Consider the following 21,187-nt stretch of genomic DNA (forward strand, 5'->3'; position numbering starts at 1 on the left):
CATAAATTTGACTGTTCGCATAATTTTGACTTAACTAGTGCTATTTTCAGACGTCAGGTATCCGTAGCGCAGAAAACGCCTACAGCTATCTAGATTGCCCCGATTCGAGGGCATTAGAGTTTTACTAGGGAAGTTGCTATTGCATGTTGCGTGAAACCAAAATTCTGCTGATCGATGACGATAGCGTTCGCCGCCGCGACCTGGCGGTGATTTTGAATTTTCTTGGCGAAGAAAATTTGCCCTGCGGCAGCCATGATTGGCAGCAGGCTGTCAGCTCTTTGTCGTCGAGCCGTGAAGTCATCTGTGTGCTGATCGGGACGGTAAACGCTCCTGGTGCAGTTCTGGGCCTGTTAAAGACACTCTCAACCTGGGATGAGTTCCTTCCGGTGTTGCTGATGGGCGATATTTCTTCCGTGGATTTGCCGGAAGACCAGCGCCGCCGTGTACTTTCCACCCTGGAAATGCCCCCCAGCTACAGCAAATTGCTCGACTCCCTGCACCGTGCCCAGGTCTATCGCGAGATGTACGACCAGGCCCGCGAGCGCGGACGTCACCGCGAACCCAACCTGTTCCGCAGCCTGGTCGGCACCAGCCGTGCGATTCAGCACGTGCGCCAGATGATGCAGCAAGTGGCCGATACCGACGCCAGCGTGCTGATCCTCGGCGAGTCAGGCACCGGCAAGGAAGTGGTCGCACGTAACCTGCATTACCACTCCAAGCGCCGCGACGGACCTTTTGTGCCAGTCAACTGCGGGGCGATCCCGGCAGAACTGCTCGAAAGCGAACTGTTCGGCCACGAGAAGGGCGCCTTTACCGGGGCGATTACCAGCCGTGCCGGGCGTTTTGAGCTGGCCAACGGCGGCACCCTGTTCCTCGACGAAATCGGCGATATGCCATTGCCGATGCAGGTCAAGCTGCTGCGCGTGTTGCAGGAGCGCACCTTCGAGCGCGTGGGCAGCAACAAGACCCAGAGCGTCGATGTGCGCATCATTGCCGCGACGCACAAGAACCTCGAGAGCATGATCGAGGTCGGCAGCTTCCGCGAAGACCTGTACTACCGCCTCAACGTATTCCCCATCGAGATGGCCCCGCTGCGCGAGCGTGTGGAAGACATCCCGTTGCTGATGAACGAACTGATCTCGCGCATGGAGCACGAAAAGCGCGGCTCGATCCGTTTCAACTCCGCCGCGATCATGTCCCTGTGCCGCCACGGCTGGCCGGGCAACGTGCGCGAGCTGGCCAACCTGGTGGAGCGCATGGCAATCATGCATCCATACGGGGTGATCGGCGTGGTCGAGCTGCCCAAGAAGTTCCGCTACGTCGATGACGAAGACGAACAGCTGGTGGACAGCCTGCGCAGTGATCTCGAGGAGCGGGTGGCGATCAATGGCCATACCCCGAACTTCGGCGCCACCGCCATGCTGCCGCCCGAAGGCCTGGACCTGAAGGACTACCTCGGCAGCCTCGAACAAGGGCTGATCCAGCAAGCCCTGGACGACGCCAACGGCATCGTTGCCCGCGCCGCCGAGCGCCTGCGCATCCGCCGCACCACGCTGGTGGAGAAGATGCGTAAGTACGGCATGAGTCGTCGTGAAGGTGATGAACAGGCGGATGATTGACGCCTGTTTTTTAACCTTCTGAAAAATAAGGATATTTTTTCCGGCACGGGTATTGCTATAGCACTCGCAACGTTCCGTTTAACTGACGGTCAGCCAAGCGAGAGAGCACGATGCCCCACGCCGCCCACCTTTCTTCAGTCCCTGACACCCAGGGACTTGTCCCGTCCGTAGAGCAGATCAGCCGGCAAGGGCTTGAGCAGGCGTTTTCGCTGTTCAGCCAGATGTCCAGCCAGTTGACGGACTCCTACAGCCTGCTGGAAGCCCGGGTTTCGGAGCTCAAGGGCGAGCTGGCGGTGGTCAGTGCCCAGCGCATGCAAGAGCTGGCCGAGAAAGAGCGCCTGGCCAACCGTCTGCAAAACCTCCTCGACCTGTTGCCCGGTGGCGTGATCGTGATCGACGACCAGGGCCGCGTACGCGAAGCCAACCCCGCGGCCTGCGACCTGCTGGGCCTGCCGCTGGAAGGCGAGCTGTGGCGCCATGTCATCACCCGCTGCTTTGCCCCCCGTGAAGACGACGGCCACGAAATTTCCCTCAAGGATGGGCGCCGCCTGTCCATCGCCACCCGTTCCCTGGACGCTGAGCCCGGCCAGTTGGTGCTGCTCAACGACCTGACGGAAACCCGGCACCTCCAAGACCAATTGGCGCGCCATGAGCGCCTGTCGTCCCTGGGGCGGATGGTTGCTTCTTTGGCGCATCAGATTCGCACACCGCTGTCCGCCGCGTTGATCTACGCCAGTCATTTGACTGATGAGCAATTGCCGGCTGCCACCCATCAGCGGTTTGCCGGACGGCTCAAGGAGCGCCTGCATGAGTTGGAGCATCAGGTACGCGACATGCTGGTCTTCGCCCGGGGCGAGTTGCCGCTGACCGACCGGGTCACGCCCGCCGCCTTGCTGCAGGCGCTGCAGGCTGCCGCTGCCACCCATGTCCAGGAAGCCTCGGTGCGCTGGCAGTGCGACAGTCATTGGGGCGAGTTGCTGTGCAACCGCGACACCCTGGTGGGCGCGCTGCTCAACCTGATCGAAAACGCCAGCCAGGCCAGCGGCCCGGGGGCGCGCCTCAAAGTGCACCTGTACAGCCGCGAGCAAACCCTGCGCCTGTGCATCAGCGACAGCGGCAGTGGGATTGATCCGGCGGTGTTGCAGCGCCTGGGTGAACCCTTTTTTACCACCAAGACCAATGGCACCGGCCTCGGGCTGACCGTGGTCAAGGCAGTGGCCCGTGCCCATCAGGGAGAATTGCACTTGCGTTCCCGTGTGGGGCGCGGCACCTGTGCATTGATAACGCTGCCGCTGTTTTCCGGCGCGGCCAGCGCGGAGTAAAGAACACGCATACGACCTGTGGTGAGGGGGCTTGCCCCCCTCACCACGGGGCACCAAATGCAGCTGCCTTTTCAAAAACCTTGGAAAGGATGGGAGTAAGGATAAATGGCTATCAAGGTTTTACTGGTTGAAGACGATCGCGCCCTGCGTGAAGCACTGGCTGACACGCTGCTGTTGGCGGGCCATGACTATCGGGCGGTCGGTTCGGCCGAGGAAGCCTTGCAGGCCGTGGAGCAAGAGTCCTTCAGCCTGGTGGTCAGCGACGTCAACATGCCCGGCATGGACGGCCACCAGTTGCTCGGCCTGCTGCGTGCACGCCAGCCGCAACTGCCGGTGCTGTTGATGACCGCCCACGGCGCGGTGGAGCGCGCCGTCGATGCCATGCGCCAGGGCGCGGCAGACTACCTGGTCAAACCCTTCGAGCCCAAGGCCCTGATTGAGCTGGTGGCGCGCCATGCGCTTGGCGTCGTGGGTGTGGCAGACGGCGAGGGCCCGATTGCTGTCGAGCCGGCCAGTGCGCAATTGCTGGAGCTGGCGGCCAAGGTCGCCCGCAGTGATTCCACGGTGCTGATCTCCGGCGAGTCCGGCACCGGCAAGGAAGTGTTGGCGCGCTACATCCATCAGCAATCTCACCGCGCCAGCCAGCCGTTTATCGCGATCAACTGCGCGGCGATCCCCGACAACATGCTCGAAGCCACCTTGTTCGGCCATGAAAAAGGCTCGTTCACCGGCGCCATCGCCGCCCAGGCCGGCAAGTTCGAGCAGGCCGATGGCGGCACCATCCTGCTCGACGAAATCTCCGAAATGCCCCTGGGCCTGCAAGCCAAGCTGCTGCGCGTGCTGCAAGAGCGCGAAGTGGAGCGGGTAGGTGCGCGCAAGCCGATCCAGTTGGATATCCGCGTGGTCGCCACCACCAACCGCGACCTTGCTGGCGAAGTGGCAGCAGGGCGCTTCCGGGAAGATCTGTTCTATCGGCTCTCGGTGTTCCCGTTGGCCTGGCGCCCGCTGCGTGAACGCCCGGCCGATATCGTGCCGCTGGCCGAGCGCCTGTTGAGCAAGCACGTCAATAAAATGAAGCACGCCCAGGCGCGCCTGTCGGCTGAAGCCCAGGCTTGCCTGATCAGTTACCCATGGCCCGGCAACGTGCGCGAACTGGACAACGCAATCCAGCGCGCGCTGATTTTGCAGCAGGGCGGCCTGATCCAGCCCCAGGACTTCTGCCTGGCCGTCGGCGCCGGTAGCGCGCCAATGCCGAGCCTGGCCCCGGCCCCACAGGAAAGCGCCCCGGCCGAGGCCGCTGGCGGTCTTGGCGACGACCTGCGTCGCCGTGAATTCCAGATGATCATCGACACCCTGCGTGCCGAGCGTGGCCGCCGCAAAGAAGCGGCCGAGCGCCTGGGCATCAGCCCGCGCACCCTGCGCTACAAGCTGGCGCAAATGCGCGATGCCGGGATGGATGTGGAAGCATTCCTTTTCGCGAGCTGAGATACACATCAGCTGACAAGGTTTGTCGGCTTTTCTTACGAGTTGCCAAGGAGCTGGCACCCTTGTTGCTACTACCCGTACTAACCGCTGCGTAGTGTCAAAAAATTGCGGGTCGTCGGAGAGAGAAGTTCATGAGCCAAGGTGTTGAGTTCAATCGGTTGATGTTGGATATGCGTTCCATGCAAATGGACGCCATGTCCCAGCCGAAATCCGTCGCACAAGCGCCGGAATTGGGCCAAAGCAGCTTTGCCGATATGCTCGGTCAAGCCATCAACAAAGTCAGCGATACCCAGCAGGCCTCCAGCCAACTGTCGACGGCCTTTGAAATCGGCAAGAGCGGTGTGGACCTCACCGACGTGATGATCGCTTCGCAGAAAGCCAGCGTTTCCTTCCAGGCCTTGACCCAGGTGCGTAACAAGCTGGTTCAGGCTTATCAAGACATCATGCAGATGCCGGTTTAAGGACGAGATTTAAGTCATGGCAGAAGCAGTCGTGGATAACGTACCCGCCAAGACAGACGGCAAACCGCCGCTGTTTGGCCTGTCGTTCCTGGAAAACCTCTCCGAAATGACCATGTTGCGTCAGGTGGGCCTGATGGTCGGCCTGGCTGCCAGCGTGGCAATTGGTTTTGCCGTGGTGTTGTGGTCCCAGCAGCCTGATTACCGGCCGCTCTATGGCAGTCTGGCGGGGATGGACGCCAAGCAGGTCATGGAAACCCTGGCCGCCTCCGATATTGCCTACACCGTCGAGCCCAACTCCGGCGCCTTGCTGGTCAAGGCCGACGACGTCGCCCGTGCCCGCCTGAAGCTGGCCGGCGCGGGCGTGGCGCCGACCGATGGCAACATCGGCTTTGAGATCCTCGACAAAGACCAGGGCCTGGGTACCAGCCAGTTCATGGAAGCCACCCGCTACCGTCGTGGCCTGGAAGGCGAACTGGCGCGCACCATCGCCAGCCTGAATAACGTCAAGGGTGCCCGTGTGCACCTGGCCATCCCGAAAAGCTCGGTATTCGTACGCGATGAGCGCAAGCCCAGCGCCTCGGTACTGGTCGAGCTGTTTGCCGGGCGCTCCCTGGAGCCGGGCCAGGTCCTGGCCATCGTCAATCTGGTGGCGACCAGCGTTCCCGAGTTGAGCAAATCGCAGATCACCGTGGTCGACCAGAAAGGCAACCTGCTTTCCGACCAGGCGGAAAACTCCGCGCTGACCATGGCCGGCAAGCAGTTCGACTACAGCCGCCGCATGGAAAGCATGCTCACCCAGCGCGTGCACAACATCCTGCAGCCGGTACTGGGTAACGACCGCTACAAGGCCGAAGTGTCTGCCGACGTGGACTTCAGCGCTGTCGAGTCGACCTCCGAGCAGTTCAACCCCGACCAGCCGGCCCTGCGCAGCGAGCAATCGACCAGCGAACAGCGCACTGCCGCCAATGGTCCTCCGCAAGGCGTACCCGGCGCCCTGAGCAATCAACCGCCAGCCCCGGCCAGTGCCCCGCAAACCACCGGTGGCGCCGCCGCGACCGCCAGCGCGATCCAGCCCGGCCAGCCGCTGTTGGACGCCAACGGCCAGCAAATCATGGACCCGGCCACCGGCCAGCCAATGCTCGCGCCATACCCGGCTGACAAGCGTCAGCAGTCCACCAAGAACTTCGAGCTGGACCGCTCCATCAGCCACACCAAGCAACAGCAAGGGCGCTTGAACCGCCTGTCGGTGTCGGTGGTGGTGGATGACCAGGTCAAGATCAACGCCGCCAACGGCGAAACCACCCGCGCGCCGTGGACCGCCGATGAATTGGCGCGCTTCACGCGCCTGGTGCAGGACGCCGTGGGCTTCGATGCCAGCCGTGGCGACAGTGTCAGCGTGATCAACATGCCGTTCTCCCTGGAGCGCGCTGAGGTGATCGCCGATATTCCGTTCTACTCTCAACCCTGGTTCTGGGACATCGTCAAACAAGTGCTGGGGGTGTTGTTCATCCTGGTGCTGGTGTTCGGCGTGCTGCGCCCTGTGCTCAACAACATCACCGGCCACGGCAAGAAGCAGCTGGCGCCGTTCGGCGATGTCGAGTTGGGTGGCATGGGCGGCCTGGATGGCGAACTGGCCAACGACCGCGTCAGCCTCGGCGGGCCGCAGAGCATTCTGCTGCCAAGCCCGAGTGAAGGGTATGACGCGCAGTTGAATGCAATCAAAAGTCTGGTGGCAGAAGACCCGGGTCGTGTGGCCCAGGTCGTGAAAGAGTGGATCAACGCAGATGAGTGAGAATCGAGCCTCTGTTGCCAAGCTGACCCGGGTCGACAAAGCCGCCGTGCTGCTGCTGTCCCTGGGTGAGACCGACGCTGCCCAAGTGCTGCGCCATATGGGCCCCAAGGAAGTGCAACGGGTCGGTGTGGCCATGGCGCAGATGCGCAATGTGCACCGCGAGCAAGTCGAGCAGGTGATGAGCGAGTTCGTCGAGATCGTCGGCGACCAGACCAGCCTGGGTGTCGGCTCCGACAGCTACATCCGCAAGATGCTCACCTCGGCCCTGGGCGAAGACAAAGCCAACGGCCTGATCGACCGCATCCTGCTGGGCGGCAACACCAGCGGCCTCGACAGCCTCAAGTGGATGGAACCGCGGGCGGTGGCGGACGTGATCCGTTACGAGCACCCGCAGATCCAGGCGATCGTCGTGGCCTACCTGGACCCGGACCAGGCCGGCGAAGTGCTCGGCCATTTCGACCACAAGGTGCGCCTGGACATCATCCTGCGCGTCTCGTCGTTGAATACCGTGCAACCGGCGGCCTTGAAAGAACTGAACACCATTCTGGAGAAGCAGTTCTCCGGCAACTCCAACGCGGCCCGTACCACCCTGGGTGGTATCAAGCGCGCGGCCGACATCATGAACTTCCTCGACAGCTCGGTGGAAGGCCAGTTGATGGACTCGATCCGCGAGATCGACGACACCCTGTCGGTGCAGATCGAAGACCTCATGTTCGTGTTCAACAACCTGTCCGATGTCGACGACCGTGGCATCCAGGCGTTGCTGCGTGAAGTGTCCTCCGATGTGCTGGTGCTGGCCCTCAAGGGCTCGGACGAGGGCGTCAAGGAAAAGATCTTCAAGAACATGTCCAAGCGTGCCTCGGAACTGTTGCGCGACGACCTCGAAGCCAAGGGTCCGGTGCGCGTCAGCGACGTGGAAACCGCACAGAAAGAAATCCTCACCATTGCCCGCCGTATGGCCGAAGCTGGAGAAATCGTTCTCGGCGGGAAGGGCGGCGAAGAAATGATTTAAGGCGCAGCGCATGTCGAACAATGATGAGACGCCCAGCGATCTGATTCGCGCCCGGGACGTCGGCGGGTTCGACGTCTGGTCGCTGCCCAGCTTCGACCCGCATAAGCCTGAGCCCGAGCCTGAGCCGGTCGAAGAAGTGCCGGTGGAGATGGAAGAAGTGCCCCTGGACGAAGTCCAGCCACTGACCCTTGAAGAGCTCGAAAGCATCCGCCAGGAGGCTTACAACGAAGGCTTTGCCACCGGCGAGAAAGAAGGGTTTCACAGCACCACGCTCAAGGTCCGCCAGGAAGCTGACGCGGCCCTGAGTGCCAAGCTGGCCAGCCTGGAACGCCTGATGGGCAGCCTGTTCGCGCCGATTGCCGAGCAGGATTCGCAGTTGGAAAAGTCCATGGTGGGCCTGGTGGAGCACATCTCCCGCCAGGTTATCCAGCGTGAGCTGGTGCTGGACTCCAGCCAGATTGAAAGCGTGATGCGCGAAGCCCTCAAGTTGCTGCCCCTGGGCGTTGGCAATGTGCGGCTGTACATCAACCCCCAGGATTTCGAGCAGGTCAAAGCCTTGCGCGAGCGCCATGAGGAGACTTGGCGGATTGTCGAGGATGCCGCGTTGCAGCCTGGCGGTTGCCGGGTCGAGACCGAGCACAGTCGTATCGACGCTACGGTCGAGACGCGCATTGCGCAGATCATGGCCAAGCTGTTCGACCAGTTGCACGAGCAGGTGCTGCATCCGGCGGCGCCCGACCTGAGCATCGACCTGGACGCCCCGGATGCGCCTTGACCGCACCAGCTTCGCCAAACGCCTGGGCGCTTATGCCGAAGCCACCGAGTTGCCCGGCCAACCGATCCTTGAGGGCCGCCTGCTGCGCATGGTCGGCCTGACCCTCGAAGCCGAGGGCCTGCGCGCCGCCATGGGCAGCCGCTGCCTGGTGATCAACGATGACAGCTACCACCCGGTGCAGGTGGAAGCGGAAGTCATGGGCTTTTCCGGCAGCAAGATATTCCTGATGCCGGTGGGCAGTCTCGCCGGTATCGCACCGGGGGCGCGGGTCGTGCCACTGGCCGATACCGGGCGCCTGCCGATGGGCATGAGCATGCTCGGCCGGGTGCTCGACGGCGCCGGCCGCGCCCTCGACGGCAAGGGCGGGATGAAGGCCGAAGACTGGGTGCCGATGGATGGCCCGACCATCAACCCGCTCAAGCGCAACCCCATCAGCCAGCCACTGGACGTGGGTATTCGTTGTATCAACGGTTTATTGACGGTTGGTCGCGGCCAGCGCCTGGGCCTGTTCGCCGGTACCGGTGTGGGCAAGAGTGTGCTGCTGGGCATGATGACGCGCTTTACCGAGGCCGACATTATCGTGGTCGGCCTGATCGGCGAGCGGGGCCGTGAGGTCAAGGAGTTCATCGAGCATATCCTCGGTGAAGAGGGCCTCAAGCGCTCGGTCGTGGTGGCCTCGCCGGCGGACGATGCGCCGCTGATGCGTCTGCGTGCGGCTATGTACTGCACGCGGATTGCCGAATATTTTCGCGACAAGGGCAAGAATGTCCTGTTGCTGATGGACTCCCTCACCCGTTTCGCCCAGGCTCAGCGGGAAATCGCCCTGGCCATTGGCGAGCCGCCGGCAACCAAGGGCTATCCGCCATCGGTATTTGCCAAGCTGCCCAAGCTGGTGGAGCGGGCGGGTAATGCCGAGGCCGGTGGTGGCTCGATCACGGCGTTCTACACCGTACTCTCTGAAGGCGATGACCAGCAGGACCCGATTGCCGACTCGGCGCGGGGTGTGCTCGACGGGCATATCGTGCTGTCCCGGCGCCTGGCCGAGGAAGGGCACTACCCGGCCATTGATATCGAAGCGTCCATCAGCCGGGTGATGCCGTCGGTGGTCAGCGCCGAGCATATGACCCGCGCCCAGCAGTTCAAGCAGTTGTGGTCGCGCTACCAACAGAGCCGCGACCTGATCAGCGTGGGGGCCTATGTGGCCGGTGGCGACCGCGAGACCGACCTGGCGATTGCCCTGCAACCGCAACTGGTGACCTACCTGCGCCAGGGCCTGAACGACAATATCAGCATGGCCGAAAGCGAAGCGCACCTGGCGTCGGTGTTCGCCCCTGCGCCTGGCGGTTAACCGGCCATGGCAACCAGTCGCGCCGCGCGCCTTGCTCCCGTGGTGGAGATGGCCGAAAGCGCCGAACGCACCGCCGCCCAGCGCCTGGGGCATTTCCAGGGCCAGGTGCGCCTGGCCGAGAGCAAGCTCGGTGACCTGGAGCGCTTTCGCGGCGAATACCAGCAGCAGTGGATTGACCGCGGCAGCAAGGGTGTTTCCGGGCAGTGGCTGATGAACTATCAGCACTTTCTCAACCAGTTGGAAAGCGCCGTCGGCCAGCAGCGCCAGAGCCTGGCCTGGCACCAGAACAACCTCGACAAAGCCCGCGAAGGCTGGCAACAGGCCTACGCCCGGGTCGAGGGCTTGCGCAAGCTGGTGCAGCGTTACATCGATGAGGCGCGGGCCCTGGAGGACAAGCGCGAGCAGAAGTTGCTCGATGAACTGTCCCAGCGCCTGCCGCGCCAGGATCAGTACTAGCCGCGTCGGTAGGCAAAAATTGCGATAGCCATGAGTATCTACGCGACTTGCTCTTTTTGGGTTGTTGGGGGGGGTGTACATATCCATTGCTGCGGTTATGGCGGCTATTGGTTCCGCCCTTACGGCGGGTCACTTTTGGAAAAGAGCCCCAAAAGTAACCAAAAGGGCTCTTGCCCCACCACTCGGCACCTCGCCCAGGCTCGGTGTGCCCGTCATCCGACATTGATTTGGGGGGCCGCCGCGCTGGGCCATCCATGGCCCAGCGCGGCTAACCCGGCGTCCTGCCGGGTTACCCCCCAAATCAATATCGGATGACGGCCAGCGTGGTTTAACGGGGCGCCTCAGATCAAAAGCAAAGCGAGGCGGCCTGACAGCCGACCTGATCGTCTAGGCGTACGCTTATACCTGTGGGAGCTGGCTTGCCTGCGATGGCGGCGTACCAGCCAATACATTTATCGACTGATACGCCGCCATCGCAGGCAAGCCAGCTCCCACAGGGGAAGGCAGCTTCGCGCACTGGCTCTGCTTTTGATCTGGCTTTTGATCTTGATCTCAGGCGCCCCGTTAAACCACGATGGCCGCAGGCAGGTATTGCGCAGTGGGTACCCCGGCATGGATGCCGGGGTAGCCGCGACACGGCCATGGATGGCCGATCGCGGCGGGCCCACGGAGCAATGCCTGACTGCGGGCATGCCGAGCCTAGGCGAGGCACCGAGTGGTGGGGCAAAAGCGCTTTGGTTACTTTCGCGCTCTTCGAAAGTGACCCGCCGTAAGGGGGAACCAATAGCCGCCATGACCGCAGCAACGGATATGCACACACCCCCAACAACCAAAAAAGAGCAGTTGTGTAGATACTCATGCTGCGATATCGGCGGATCCGTCGCTCATTTTTTCTGATAAACCGCTATCGCAGGCAAGCCCACACCACACAAGCGCACCGCACATTTGATTGCGTTTGTTGCCCACTCTCCGATCACCTGCTAAACCTTGTTGCACATACCCACGACAAGGAAGCAGTCGTATGTCAGTCGAGTCAGAAGTATCCCTGGATGGGAAGAAATTGACGATCGCAATCAAGGGCCGGTTCGATTTCGGCAGTCATCAATCCTTTCGTGATTCCTATGAGCGGTTCTACAAGGTTCCCGAAACCTACGTCGTGGACTTGAAAGAGGCCACTTACCTCGACAGCTCGGCCCTGGGCATGTTGCTGCTGTTGCGTGATCACGCTGGTGATGACGCGGATGTGCGCGTGATCAACAGCAACTCCGATGTGCGCAAGATCCTCGCTATCTCCAACTTCGACAAACTGTTCGACATCAGTTGAGTGCCCAGGCTCTGGACACCCTCACGGTACTGATCGCCGAGGACAGCGCTGCCGACCGGCTGCTGCTGTCGAGCATCGTGCGACGCCAGGGGCATCGGGTGCTCAGTGCCAGTAATGGCCAGGAAGCGGTCGAGGTGTTCGCTCGTGAGCGTCCGCAACTGGTGTTGATGGATGCACTGATGCCGGTGATGGACGGCTTCGAGGCGGCCCGGCGGATCAAGCAGTTGGCCGGCGAGGCGCTGGTGCCGATCATTTTTCTCACCTCTCTGCGTGAGAGCGAAGCCTTGGCGCGCTGCCTGGATGCCGGTGGCGATGACTTCCTGGCCAAGCCCTATAACCAGATCATCCTGGCCGCGAAGATCAACGCCATGGACCGCCTGCGTCGGTTGCAGGCCACCGTGCTTGAGCAGCGCGACCAGATCGCCCGTCACCATGACTACCTGCTGCATGAGCAACGGGTGGCCAAGGCGGTGTTCGATAAGGTCGCCCACTCTGGCTGCCTGAACGCGGCGCACAATATCCGTTACCTGCAATCGCCCTATGCGCTGTTCAATGGCGACCTGCTGCTGGCGGCCTATACGCCGTCGGGCGATATGCATGTGCTGCTGGGCGACTTCACCGGGCATGGCTTGCCGGCGGCGGTCGGCGCAATGCCCCTGGCCGAGGTGTTCTACGGCATGACCGCCAAGGGCTATGGCCTGGCGCAGACCCTGCGGGAGATGAACGCCAAGCTCAAACGCATCCTGCCGGTGGATATGTTCTGTTGTGCCACGCTGTTGTGTCTCAGTGACCAGCGGCGGGTGGTGGAGGTATGGAACGGCGGCATGCCTGATGGCTATGTGCATGAAGTGGCCACGGGGCGGCGCACGCCGCTGGTGTCGCGGCATTTACCCCTGGGCGTGCTGGCGCCCGAGGCCTTTGACGACCGCACCGAGGTCTGGCCCATGGCCTTGGGCGACCGGGTGTTCTTGCTGTCCGATGGGGTGATTGATACCGCCGATGCCAACGACCAGTTGTTTGGGGTCGAGCGCCTGCGACGGGTGTTTGCCGCCAACCGCGAGCCTGAGCAGCTGTTTTTTGAAATCGAACAGGCGCTTGCCGCATTCCGAGGGCAGGTGCGGGACGATATCAGCCTGGTCGAAATCACCCTGCTGGCCGAGCAATCGCTGTTGGCGCCCCCCCTGCAGTACACCGACAGCGGCCAGTCCTGCCCGCTGGACTGGTCGGTGAGTTTCGAGTTTCGTGCCGAGACCCTCAAGCGTTACAACCCATTGCCATACCTGTTGCAGTTACTCCTGGAAATACATGGCCTGCGCGGCCAGAGCGGAGCGCTGTACAGTGTCATGGCCGAGCTGTACTCCAATGCCCTGGAGCATGGCGTGCTGGGCCTGGACTCCCGACTCAAACGCGATGTGCAGGGCTTTGCCAGCTATTATCGCCAGCGCAATGAGCGGCTCGACCAGTTGAACAGCGGCCACGTGCGTGTGCATGTGAACGTGGTTCCAACCGAGGCGGGTGGTTGCCTGAGCCTGCGTATCGAAGACAGCGGCGCCGGGTTCGATGTCGAAACAGTCCTGGCGCGGCCGTTGGATATCGACCGTCTGTCCGGACGCGGGCTGAACCTGGTCCGGCAACTGAGCAGCAATGTACGTTGGACAGATGGCGGGCGCAGTGTGTGCGTGGAGTTTTGCTGGGAGGCTCTGGCATAATCCGTCGATTCTTGATCAAGGAGCGAACAAGTGACGCAGATACATATGGACCCTGAAGTGTTGGTGGGTTTGCAGGAAGTGATGGAGGGTGAATACCCCCACTTGCTCGACACCTTCCTCGATGACTCGCAAAAGCGCGTTGAAGCGTTGCGCAAGGCGCGCGATGACGCCAAGGCCCTGGGGCGTATCGCCCACAGCTTCAAGGGCAGCAGCGGCAACCTCGGTGCGGTGCGCCTGGCGCTGTTGTGCCAGCGACTGGAGGCTGAGTCGGCCAAGGAAGAGGTTACCGACCTGGGCAAACTGGTCGACCAGATTGATCACGAGTTTGCGTTGGTCAAGCCGCTGTATGAGTCGGAGCGCCAGCGCTTCTAGGCTCGGCAGGCCCGCCCTGAAAATCTGGCCCGACTTTTGCTATCTATCTTCTGCCTGCGCCCTCGACCCTGCGCAGCGGAGACCTGACTTATGCCTCTAGCCCCCAACTCGCTCCTGCAAGCCGCTCCTGCGGTCAAGCCCCAGGCGTCCTCCGCGAATGCGCAGGCAACGGCCGCAGACACGCGGGCCAAAGCGCCAGGCTTTGCACAGGTGTTCGCCAAGGAGTCCAAGGCGACCCCGGCCAAGGCTGCGGATATGGCGCCCAAGCCGAGCCATGACAAGCCAGCCAGCACCAGCGCCAAGAAAGATGTTGGCAGCGACAAGCCTGCCGCTGGCACTCCAGCGGTTGCCGATAGCGGCAAGACTTTGCCTGCCACGCCGCCCGCCAAGGCCGACGCGGCAGCCCCCAGCGATGACGACAAAGGCGCGGACAAGGATCTGGCGCAAGCCCAGCCGCCAGTGGTCGATCCGGCCTCGATCGCGGCGCTGACACCCGCTCCGGTAGCGGTCCAGGCCGCTGTAGCGGATGACGCCACCACGCCGTTGCTGGTGACCACCCCTGCGGTCGCTGAAGAGGTCGTGCCTTTCGACCCCGAAGCTGACCCACTGGACTCATTGCCAGCCGTGCGCCTGGCGATGGAGCAGGGCGGTCATGTGTCCGCCAGCAGCCAGGCAGCGCAAAAGAACCTGCCGACCCAGGCTGAACCCACCGCCGCGCAGAACTTCAGCAACGGCCTGGCGGCCATGGTTGACCAGCAGGCGGCCAAGGACAGCACCGACCAGGGTGGCGAGAAGGCTTTCAGCGGCCTGATCGAAGATGGCCTCAAGGACTTGAAGGGCGCGAGCAGTGACACCCGCGTCGATGACTTCGCCAATCGCCTGGCCGCCTTGACCCAGGCTGCCACCCCCAAGACCACCAACGCCTTGCCCCTGAATAACCAGCCGCTGGCCATGCATCAGGGTGGCTGGACCGAGGAGGTGGTTAACCGGGTCATGTACCTGTCCAGCGCCAACCTCAAATCTGCCGATATCCAATTGCAGCCGGCCGAACTGGGACGCCTGGATATCCGCGTGAACATCACCGCCGACCAGCAGGCCCAAGTGAACTTCATGAGCGGCCATGCCGCCGTGCGCGAGGCCCTGGAAAGCCAGTCCGGGCGCCTGCGGGAAATGTTCGCCCAGCAGGGCATGGGCCAGGTCGACGTGAACGTGTCCGACCAGTCCCGTGGCTGGCAGGGCCAGGGTCAGGAGCAACAGCAGAACCAGGCGCGAGGTGTCAGTGGCAGTGGTGGACACAGCGATGGGCAGGACGCAGGCCTTGCGGGCGAAGTCACTGAAGTGGCGGCACCGATAGCCCAATCCGTCATCGGCTCCAGCGCCGTGGACTACTACGCCTGACCTGAGGTCAACACCGATCAAAATGTGGGAGCGGGCTTGCTCGCGATAGCGGTATGTCAGTTACCTAGTTGCTGGCTGATCTAGCGCTATCGCGAGCAAGCCCGCTCCCACATTGGTTTTGCGCTGTTGCTGAAATCCGTGACAACTCTGGCATAACACTTGCTCTTGCCTTCCCGTGGATCTATGAAACCCCGAATAGTGACGGATTATTGGCATGGCGAAGAGTGACGACGCAGCGACAGCAACAGTACCTGCAGCAGGCAAGGGCAAGCTCAAGATGATCCTGCTGATTGTCGTGGCCTTGTTATTGGCCATTGGCGTGTCGGTGGGGGCTACCTGGTACTTTATGCACAGTGCCCAGAGCAAGCCGGTACCTGTGGCCGAGACCGCCAGCAACGTCAAGCAACCGGCAATCTTCGAGCAGATGCTCCCGGCCTTTGTTGCCAACTACAACCAGAACGGTCGGCAACGCTACCTGCAGGTGAGCATTACCTTGCAGGCGCGCAACCAGGCGGACATGGATGCGCTCAAGGTGCATATGCCGGTGATCCGCAACAACCTGGTGATGCTGTTCTCCGGGCAGAGTTTCGACAGCCTGGCCACCCCCGTGGGCCAGGAAATGCTGCGCCAGAAAGTCACTGCCAGCGTGCAGGAAGTGGCCCAGAAAGAATTGGGCAAAGTCGTGGTCGAGCAGGCGCTCTTCACTAATTTCGTATTGCAGTAGGATCACGACATGGCCGTGCAAGACCTGCTGTCCCAGGATGAAATCGATGCGCTGTTGCATGGTGTCGACGATGGTCTGGTACAGACCGAAATGGCTGCCGAGCCCGGCAGCGTCAAAAGTTATGACCTGACCAGCCAGGATCGCATCGTCCGCGGACGCATGCCGACCCTGGAAATGATCAACGAACGTTTTGCCCGCTACACCCGTATCAGCATGTTCAACATGCTGCGCCGTTCGGCGGACGTGGCGGTGGGCGGCGTGCAGGTGATGAAGTTTGGCGAGTACGTGCATTCGCTGTACGTGCCCACCAGCCTCAACCTGGTCAAGATCAAGCCCCTGCGTGGCACCGCGCTGTTCATCCTCGACGCCAAGCTGGTGTTCAAGCTGGTGGACAACTTCTTCGGCGGTGACGGCCGTCACGCCAAGATCGAAGGCCGTGAATTCACGCCTACCGAGTTGCGCGTGGTGCGCATGGTGCTGGAACAGGCCTTTATCGACTTGAAGGAAGCCTGGCAGGCGATCATGGAAGTCAATTTCGAGTACATCAACTCGGAAGTGAACCCGGCCATGGCCAACATCGTCGGGCCCAGCGAAGCCATTGTGGTCTCCACTTTCCACATCGAACTCGATGGCGGCGGCGGCGACCTGCACGTGACCATGCCGTATTCGATGATCGAGCCGGTGCGCGAGATGCTCGATGCGGGCTTCCAGTCTGACCTGGACGACCAGGACGAGCGCTGGGTCAAGGCCCTGCGCGAAGACTTGCTGGACGTTGACGTACCGCTGAGCGCCACCGTAGCGCGCCGCCAGCTGCGCCTGCGGGACATTTTGCATATGCAGCCGGGGGATGTGATCCCCGTCGAACTGCCAGACGAATTGATTATGCGCGCCAATGGCGTGCCGTCGTTCAAGGTCAAGCTCGGTTCCCACAAAGGGAACCTGGCGTTGCAAGTGGTTGAGCCGATCAACCGTCGCTGATGCATCCCCTAATTGATGATTTTTGCTGCGCCGAGGACATGTAATGGCTACCGAACACGAAAACACTTCCGCCGAAGACCAGGCCCTGGCTGACGAATGGGCGGCTGCCCTGGAAGAAACCGGCGATGCCAGCCAGGACGATATCGACGCCTTGCTGGCGGCCGATGCCGCCACCCCGCCAGTGGGCAATCGCCTGCCTATGGAAGAGTTTGGCAGCGTGCCGAAGAACCATGAGCCGGTCTCGCTGGATGGGCCCAACCTGGACGTGATCCTCGATATCCCGGTGTCGATCTCCATGGAAGTGGGCAGCACCGAAATCAATATCCGTAACCTGCTGCAACTTAACCAGGGGTCGGTGATCGAACTCGACCGCCTGGCCGGCGAGCCGCTGGATGTGCTGGTCAACGGCACGCTGATCGCCCATGGCGAAGTGGTGGTGGTCAACGAGAAGTTCGGCATCCGCCTGACGGACGTGATCAGCCCCAGCGAACGTATCAAGAAGCTGCGCTGAGATGAGTCGCCGGTGGTTGGGACTGTTGTGGGCGTTGCCGCTGGCCGTGATGGCGGCTGAACCGGTGGCCCAGGTCGCCGCGCCGGCCGCCGGCAGCAGCGTGACTGGGCAATTGACTCAGTTGGTGCTGGGCCTGTTGCTGGTGGTGGGGTTGATCTTTTTCCTCGCCTGGCTGTTGCGCCGGGTGCAGCGCATTGGTCCGGGCAATGCCCAGGTCATCGAACTGGTGGGATCGCGGGCCCTGGGGCCGCGTGATCGCCTGGTACTGGTGCAGGTGGGCGAAGAGCAGATCCTGCTCGGTCTCACCCCTGGCCGGATTACCCCGTTGCACGTGCTCAAGCATCCCGTGAGCGTGGCCCAGACCGAGGCCGCCACACCGGAGTTCGCCCAGCGCCTGATGGAGCTGATGGGCAAGGACCAGAAGGATAAGAAGTAATGCGCGTTCTATTGGCGCTCATGCTGTTACTGGCAGCGCCCCTGGCGTTCGGCGCCGACCCGTTGTCGATCCCGGCGATCACCCTGGGCACCAATGCGGCCGGGGCCCAGGAGTATTCGGTCAGCCTGCAGATCCTGCTGATCATGACGGCGCTGAGTTTTATCCCGGCCTTCGTCATGCTCATGACCAGCTTCACCCGGATCATCATCGTGTTCTCGATCCTGCGCCAGGCCCTGGGCCTGCAGCAGACCCCATCGAACCAGATCCTTACCGGCATGGCGCTGTTTCTGACGCTGTTTATCATGGCGCCGGTATTCGACAAGGTGAACCAGCAAGCCCTGCAACCCTACCTGGCGGAGAAAATGACCGCCCAGGACGCGGTGGAAAAGGCCCAGGGCCCGATCAAGGACTTTATGCTGTCCCAGACCCGCTCCAGCGACCTGGAACTGTTTGTGCGCCTGTCCAAGCGCACCGATATCGCCAGCCCGGATCAGGCGCCCTTGACCATCCTGGTACCGGCGTTCGTCACCTCGGAGCTCAAAACGGCATTCCAGATCGGCTTCATGATCTTTATTCCGTTCCTGATCATCGACCTGGTGGTGGCCAGTGTGCTGATGGCCATGGGTATGATGATGCTGTCGCCGCTGATTATCTCGTTGCCGTTCAAGATCATGCTGTTTGTACTGGTGGATGGGTGGGCGCTGATTATCGGCACCCTGGCTGGCAGTTTTGGCGGGGTTTAGCGCATGACACCTGAAGTCGCAGTCGACCTGTTCCGTGAAGCCCTGTGGCTGACCACCGTGATGGTCGCCGTGCTGGTGGTGCCCAGCCTGTTGGTGGGCCTGCTGGTGGCGATGTTTCAGGCCGCCACCCAGATCAACGAACAGACCTTGAGCTTCCTTCCGCGCCTGTTGGTGATGCTGGTCACCCTGATCGTGGCCGGCCCCTGGCTGGTGCAAAGTTTCATGGAATACATCCTGCAGTTGTACGGCAGTATTCCGCAGTTGATTGGCTGACCCGATGCAGTCCTTGCTGGCGTTGACCGACACTCAGATCAGCACCTGGGTGGCCTCGTTTATCCTGCCGATGTTTCGCGTGGGCGCCTTGTTGATGACCATGCCGGTGTTCGGGACCACCCTGGTGCCCAAGCGCATACGGCTGTTTTTCACGGTGGCGATTACCGTGGTCATCGTGCCGGTACTGCCACCGATGCCGCCGGTCAATGCCCTGGACCTCAGTGCGCTGCTGCTGATCGCCGAACAGATTCTGATCGGTGCCTTGATGGGTTTCTCCCTGACCCTGTTTTTCCAGTCCTTCGTGATTGCCGGGCAAATCGTCTCGATCCAGATGGGCATGGGCTTCGCGTCCATGGTCGACCCTACCAACGGCGTGTCGGTGGCCGTGATCGGGCAGTTCCTGACCATGCTGGTGACCCTCCTGTTTTTGGCCATGAACGGTCATCTGGTGGCCTTTGAAATCCTTACCGAGAGTTTCACCACCTTACCGGTGGGCGAGGGCTTGATCGTCAACCACTTCTGGGAAGTGGTCGGGCGCCTCAGTTGGGTGCTGGGCGCGGCGTTGTTGCTGGTATTGCCGGCGATCACCGCGCTGCTGGTGGTCAACATCGCCTTTGGGGTGATGACCCGCGCCGCGCCGCAACTGAACATCTTCGCCATTGGTTTCCCGCTGACCCTGGTGTTGGGCATGGGGATTTTCTGGATCGGCCTGGCCGACATTCTCAATCAGTATCAACCGCTGGCCAGTGACGCCTTGCAGTTTTTACGTGATCTGGCACGGGCGCGCTGAGCCATGGCCGAGAGCGAGAGTGGTCAGGACAAAACAGAAGACCCCACGGAGAAACGTAAAAAAGACTCCAGGGAAAAGGGCGAGATCGCCCGTTCCAAAGAGCTCAACACCCTGGCGGTGATGCTCGCCGGGGCCGGTGGCCTGCTGATCTACGGCGGCGGCCTGGCCCAGGACCTGATGGAGATCATGAAGCACAATTTCTCCCTACCCAGGGATGTGCTGCTGGACCCGCGCGCCATGGGCATCTACCTGCTGCACTCGGGGAAAATCGCGATCCTGGCCGCGCAACCGGTGCTGATCACGTTGTTGCTGGCGGCAATCATCGGGCCTATCTCCCTGGGGGGCTGGCTGTTTGCGGCCGGCAGCCTGGCGCCCAAATTCAGCCGGATGAACCCCGGGGCCGGGATCAAGCGCATGTTCTCCGCCAAGGCGTTGGTGGAGTTGCTCAAGGCCCTGGCGAAGTTCTTTATCATCCTGTTCGTGGCGCTGGTGGTGTTGAAGTCCGATATCGACGACTTGCTGCGCATCGCCCATGAACCGCTGGAGCTGGCAATCATCCACAGCGTGCAACTGGTGGGCTGGAGCTCATTGTGGATGGCGTGTGGCCTGATCCTGATTGCCGCAGTGGATGCGCCGATCCAGCTGTGGGAAAGCCACAAGAAACTGCTGATGACCAAGCAGGAAGTGCGCGACGAGCATAAGGATCAGGAAGGCAAGCCGGAAGTGAAGCAGCGGATTCGCCAGCTGCAGCGCGAAATGTCCCAGCGCAAGATGATGGCCTCGGTGCCCGACGCCGACGTGGTCATCACCAACCCGACCCACTACGCCGTGGCGCTCAAGTACGACGCAGAGAAGGGCGGCGCGCCGCTGCTGCTGGCCAAGGGCAGCGACTTCACTGCCTTGAAAATCCGCGAAATCGCCCAGGCCAATGACATCCTGCTGCTGGAATCGCCGGCGCTGGCGCGTTCGATCTTCTACTCCACTGACCTCGACCACGAGATCCCGGCCGGGTTGTACCTGGCGGTGGCCCAGGTGTTGGCCTACGTGTATCAGATCCGCCAATACCGTGCCGGCAAGGGTAAGCGTCCGGATCCGCTCAAGGACTTGCCGATTCCGCCGGATTTGCGTCGCGATTCCTGAGTCTTCTGCTGCCTCTTCCGACGCTATCGCGGGTAAGCCCGGCTCCCACATTTGATCGCATTCCAATGTGGGAGCCGGGCTTACCCGCGATGGCGTCGGAACAGATGCTTGCCGTTCGTCCAGCTCCCTCCCGACCTGTCAACTTTGACAGTAGCCAGCCCCCGTGCAGGGCGCTTTGATAGACCGGGAACATGCGGATTCGGGAGAACGGCAATGGCAACGGGCACAGTGAAGTGGTTTACCGATTCAAAGGGCTTTGGATTCATCACACAAGACGCCGGAGGAGAGGACCTGTTTGTGCACTTCTCGGACATTCAAAGCAGCGGCTTCAAGTCGCTGGCGGAGGGCCAGAAGGTGGAATATGAAGTTGTAGAGGGTCCGAAAGGCAAGCAGGCATCAAACGTGCGTCCACTCTGATGATCGTTCCCACGCTCCTGCGTGGGAACGATCTCGTCCCTGAAGCAAAAGTTGGAAGGCTTCTTGCAATACCGCCTTCAGGACGCCTCTCGGCGTCAAAAG

At 61.8% G+C, this 21,187-nt stretch carries 22 protein-coding genes; all 22 read left to right on the forward strand.

The window, feature by feature from the left end; genetic code table 11:
* Positions 1 to 143 precede the first annotated feature (143 nt).
* The 22 genes from PSFL_RS25505 to PSFL_RS25610 all read left to right on the forward strand — a co-directional run bounded on the left by PSFL_RS25505 (position 144) and on the right by PSFL_RS25610 (position 21,085).
* Positions 144 to 1,619: a sigma-54 dependent transcriptional regulator gene (locus tag PSFL_RS25505; RefSeq protein ID WP_397470625.1), complete on the forward strand. Its 1,476-nt coding sequence runs from the start codon at positions 144 to 146 to the stop codon at positions 1,617 to 1,619.
* A 110-nt stretch (positions 1,620 to 1,729) separates the two neighbouring features.
* Positions 1,730 to 2,941, forward strand: coding sequence for a PAS domain-containing sensor histidine kinase (locus PSFL_RS25510; RefSeq protein ID WP_057438801.1), 1,212 nt, complete (start codon positions 1,730 to 1,732; stop codon positions 2,939 to 2,941).
* A 105-nt stretch (positions 2,942 to 3,046) separates the two neighbouring features.
* Positions 3,047 to 4,426: a sigma-54 dependent transcriptional regulator gene (locus PSFL_RS25515; RefSeq protein WP_057960245.1), complete on the forward strand. Its 1,380-nt coding sequence runs from the start codon at positions 3,047 to 3,049 to the stop codon at positions 4,424 to 4,426.
* Positions 4,427 to 4,557: 131 nt separating this feature from the next.
* On the forward strand, positions 4,558 to 4,887 hold the full coding sequence (gene fliE, locus PSFL_RS25520; RefSeq protein WP_057438803.1) for a flagellar hook-basal body complex protein FliE: 330 nt from the start codon (positions 4,558 to 4,560) through the stop codon (positions 4,885 to 4,887).
* A 16-nt stretch (positions 4,888 to 4,903) separates the two neighbouring features.
* A complete protein-coding gene (fliF, locus tag PSFL_RS25525; protein ID WP_115127660.1) occupies positions 4,904 to 6,679 on the forward strand; it encodes a flagellar basal-body MS-ring/collar protein FliF in 1,776 nt (591 codons plus the stop codon).
* Positions 6,672 to 7,691 (forward strand): flagellar motor switch protein FliG, encoded by a 1,020-nt coding sequence (gene fliG / locus PSFL_RS25530; RefSeq protein ID WP_057438804.1) that lies wholly within the window; start codon positions 6,672 to 6,674, stop codon positions 7,689 to 7,691. The genes fliF and fliG overlap by 8 nt, the downstream gene beginning before the upstream one ends.
* Before the next feature lie 10 nt (positions 7,692 to 7,701).
* Positions 7,702 to 8,466 carry a flagellar assembly protein FliH gene (fliH, locus tag PSFL_RS25535; protein WP_057438805.1) on the forward strand — a complete coding sequence of 255 codons (765 nt, stop codon included), beginning with the start codon at positions 7,702 to 7,704 and terminating at the stop codon, positions 8,464 to 8,466.
* Positions 8,456 to 9,814: a flagellar protein export ATPase FliI gene (gene fliI / locus PSFL_RS25540; RefSeq protein WP_057438806.1), complete on the forward strand. Its 1,359-nt coding sequence runs from the start codon at positions 8,456 to 8,458 to the stop codon at positions 9,812 to 9,814. The genes fliH and fliI overlap by 11 nt, the downstream gene beginning before the upstream one ends.
* A 6-nt stretch (positions 9,815 to 9,820) precedes the next feature.
* Positions 9,821 to 10,270: a flagellar export protein FliJ gene (fliJ, locus tag PSFL_RS25545; RefSeq protein ID WP_057444567.1), complete on the forward strand. Its 450-nt coding sequence runs from the start codon at positions 9,821 to 9,823 to the stop codon at positions 10,268 to 10,270.
* A 1,021-nt stretch (positions 10,271 to 11,291) separates the two neighbouring features.
* Complete coding sequence (locus tag PSFL_RS25550) at positions 11,292 to 11,594, forward strand: STAS domain-containing protein (RefSeq protein ID WP_057438807.1); 303 nt, start codon at positions 11,292 to 11,294, stop codon at positions 11,592 to 11,594.
* Positions 11,591 to 13,303 (forward strand): SpoIIE family protein phosphatase, encoded by a 1,713-nt coding sequence (locus tag PSFL_RS25555; protein WP_397470626.1) that lies wholly within the window; start codon positions 11,591 to 11,593, stop codon positions 13,301 to 13,303. Before PSFL_RS25550 ends, PSFL_RS25555 begins: the two co-directional genes overlap by 4 nt.
* A 30-nt stretch (positions 13,304 to 13,333) precedes the next feature.
* The gene (locus PSFL_RS25560) at positions 13,334 to 13,675 is read left to right on the forward strand and encodes an Hpt domain-containing protein (protein ID WP_057438808.1); all 342 of its coding nucleotides are present in this window, start codon (positions 13,334 to 13,336) and stop codon (positions 13,673 to 13,675) included.
* A gap of 90 nt (positions 13,676 to 13,765) precedes the next feature.
* Positions 13,766 to 15,073 carry a flagellar hook-length control protein FliK gene (locus PSFL_RS25565; RefSeq protein ID WP_397470627.1) on the forward strand — a complete coding sequence of 436 codons (1,308 nt, stop codon included), beginning with the start codon at positions 13,766 to 13,768 and terminating at the stop codon, positions 15,071 to 15,073.
* Positions 15,074 to 15,287: 214 nt separating this feature from the next.
* A complete protein-coding gene (fliL, locus tag PSFL_RS25570; protein ID WP_057438809.1) occupies positions 15,288 to 15,797 on the forward strand; it encodes a flagellar basal body-associated protein FliL in 510 nt (169 codons plus the stop codon).
* Between the two features lie 9 nt (positions 15,798 to 15,806).
* Positions 15,807 to 16,775 (forward strand): flagellar motor switch protein FliM, encoded by a 969-nt coding sequence (gene fliM / locus PSFL_RS25575; RefSeq protein WP_029292532.1) that lies wholly within the window; start codon positions 15,807 to 15,809, stop codon positions 16,773 to 16,775.
* A 43-nt stretch (positions 16,776 to 16,818) separates the two neighbouring features.
* Complete coding sequence (fliN, locus tag PSFL_RS25580; protein WP_057438810.1) at positions 16,819 to 17,286, forward strand: flagellar motor switch protein FliN; 468 nt, start codon at positions 16,819 to 16,821, stop codon at positions 17,284 to 17,286.
* Between the two features lies 1 nt (position 17,287).
* The gene (gene fliO, locus PSFL_RS25585; RefSeq protein WP_057438811.1) at positions 17,288 to 17,722 is read left to right on the forward strand and encodes a flagellar biosynthetic protein FliO; all 435 of its coding nucleotides are present in this window, start codon (positions 17,288 to 17,290) and stop codon (positions 17,720 to 17,722) included.
* On the forward strand, positions 17,722 to 18,465 hold the full coding sequence (gene fliP, locus PSFL_RS25590) for a flagellar type III secretion system pore protein FliP (protein ID WP_057438812.1): 744 nt from the start codon (positions 17,722 to 17,724) through the stop codon (positions 18,463 to 18,465). The genes fliO and fliP overlap by 1 nt, the downstream gene beginning before the upstream one ends.
* 3 nt (positions 18,466 to 18,468) lie before the next feature.
* On the forward strand, positions 18,469 to 18,738 hold the full coding sequence (gene fliQ / locus PSFL_RS25595) for a flagellar biosynthesis protein FliQ (RefSeq protein WP_034099472.1): 270 nt from the start codon (positions 18,469 to 18,471) through the stop codon (positions 18,736 to 18,738).
* 4 nt (positions 18,739 to 18,742) lie between these two features.
* Positions 18,743 to 19,528, forward strand: coding sequence for a flagellar biosynthetic protein FliR (gene fliR, locus PSFL_RS25600; RefSeq protein ID WP_057438813.1), 786 nt, complete (start codon positions 18,743 to 18,745; stop codon positions 19,526 to 19,528).
* A 3-nt stretch (positions 19,529 to 19,531) separates the two neighbouring features.
* A complete protein-coding gene (gene flhB, locus PSFL_RS25605; protein ID WP_115127664.1) occupies positions 19,532 to 20,668 on the forward strand; it encodes a flagellar biosynthesis protein FlhB in 1,137 nt (378 codons plus the stop codon).
* Between the two features lie 213 nt (positions 20,669 to 20,881).
* The gene (locus tag PSFL_RS25610; RefSeq protein ID WP_169961362.1) at positions 20,882 to 21,085 is read left to right on the forward strand and encodes a cold-shock protein; all 204 of its coding nucleotides are present in this window, start codon (positions 20,882 to 20,884) and stop codon (positions 21,083 to 21,085) included.
* Positions 21,086 to 21,187: the final 102 nt, after the last annotated feature.

The organism is Pseudomonas sp. DD1, assembly GCF_044510355.1.
GTDB lineage: Bacteria > Pseudomonadota > Gammaproteobacteria > Pseudomonadales > Pseudomonadaceae > Aquipseudomonas > Aquipseudomonas shahriarae.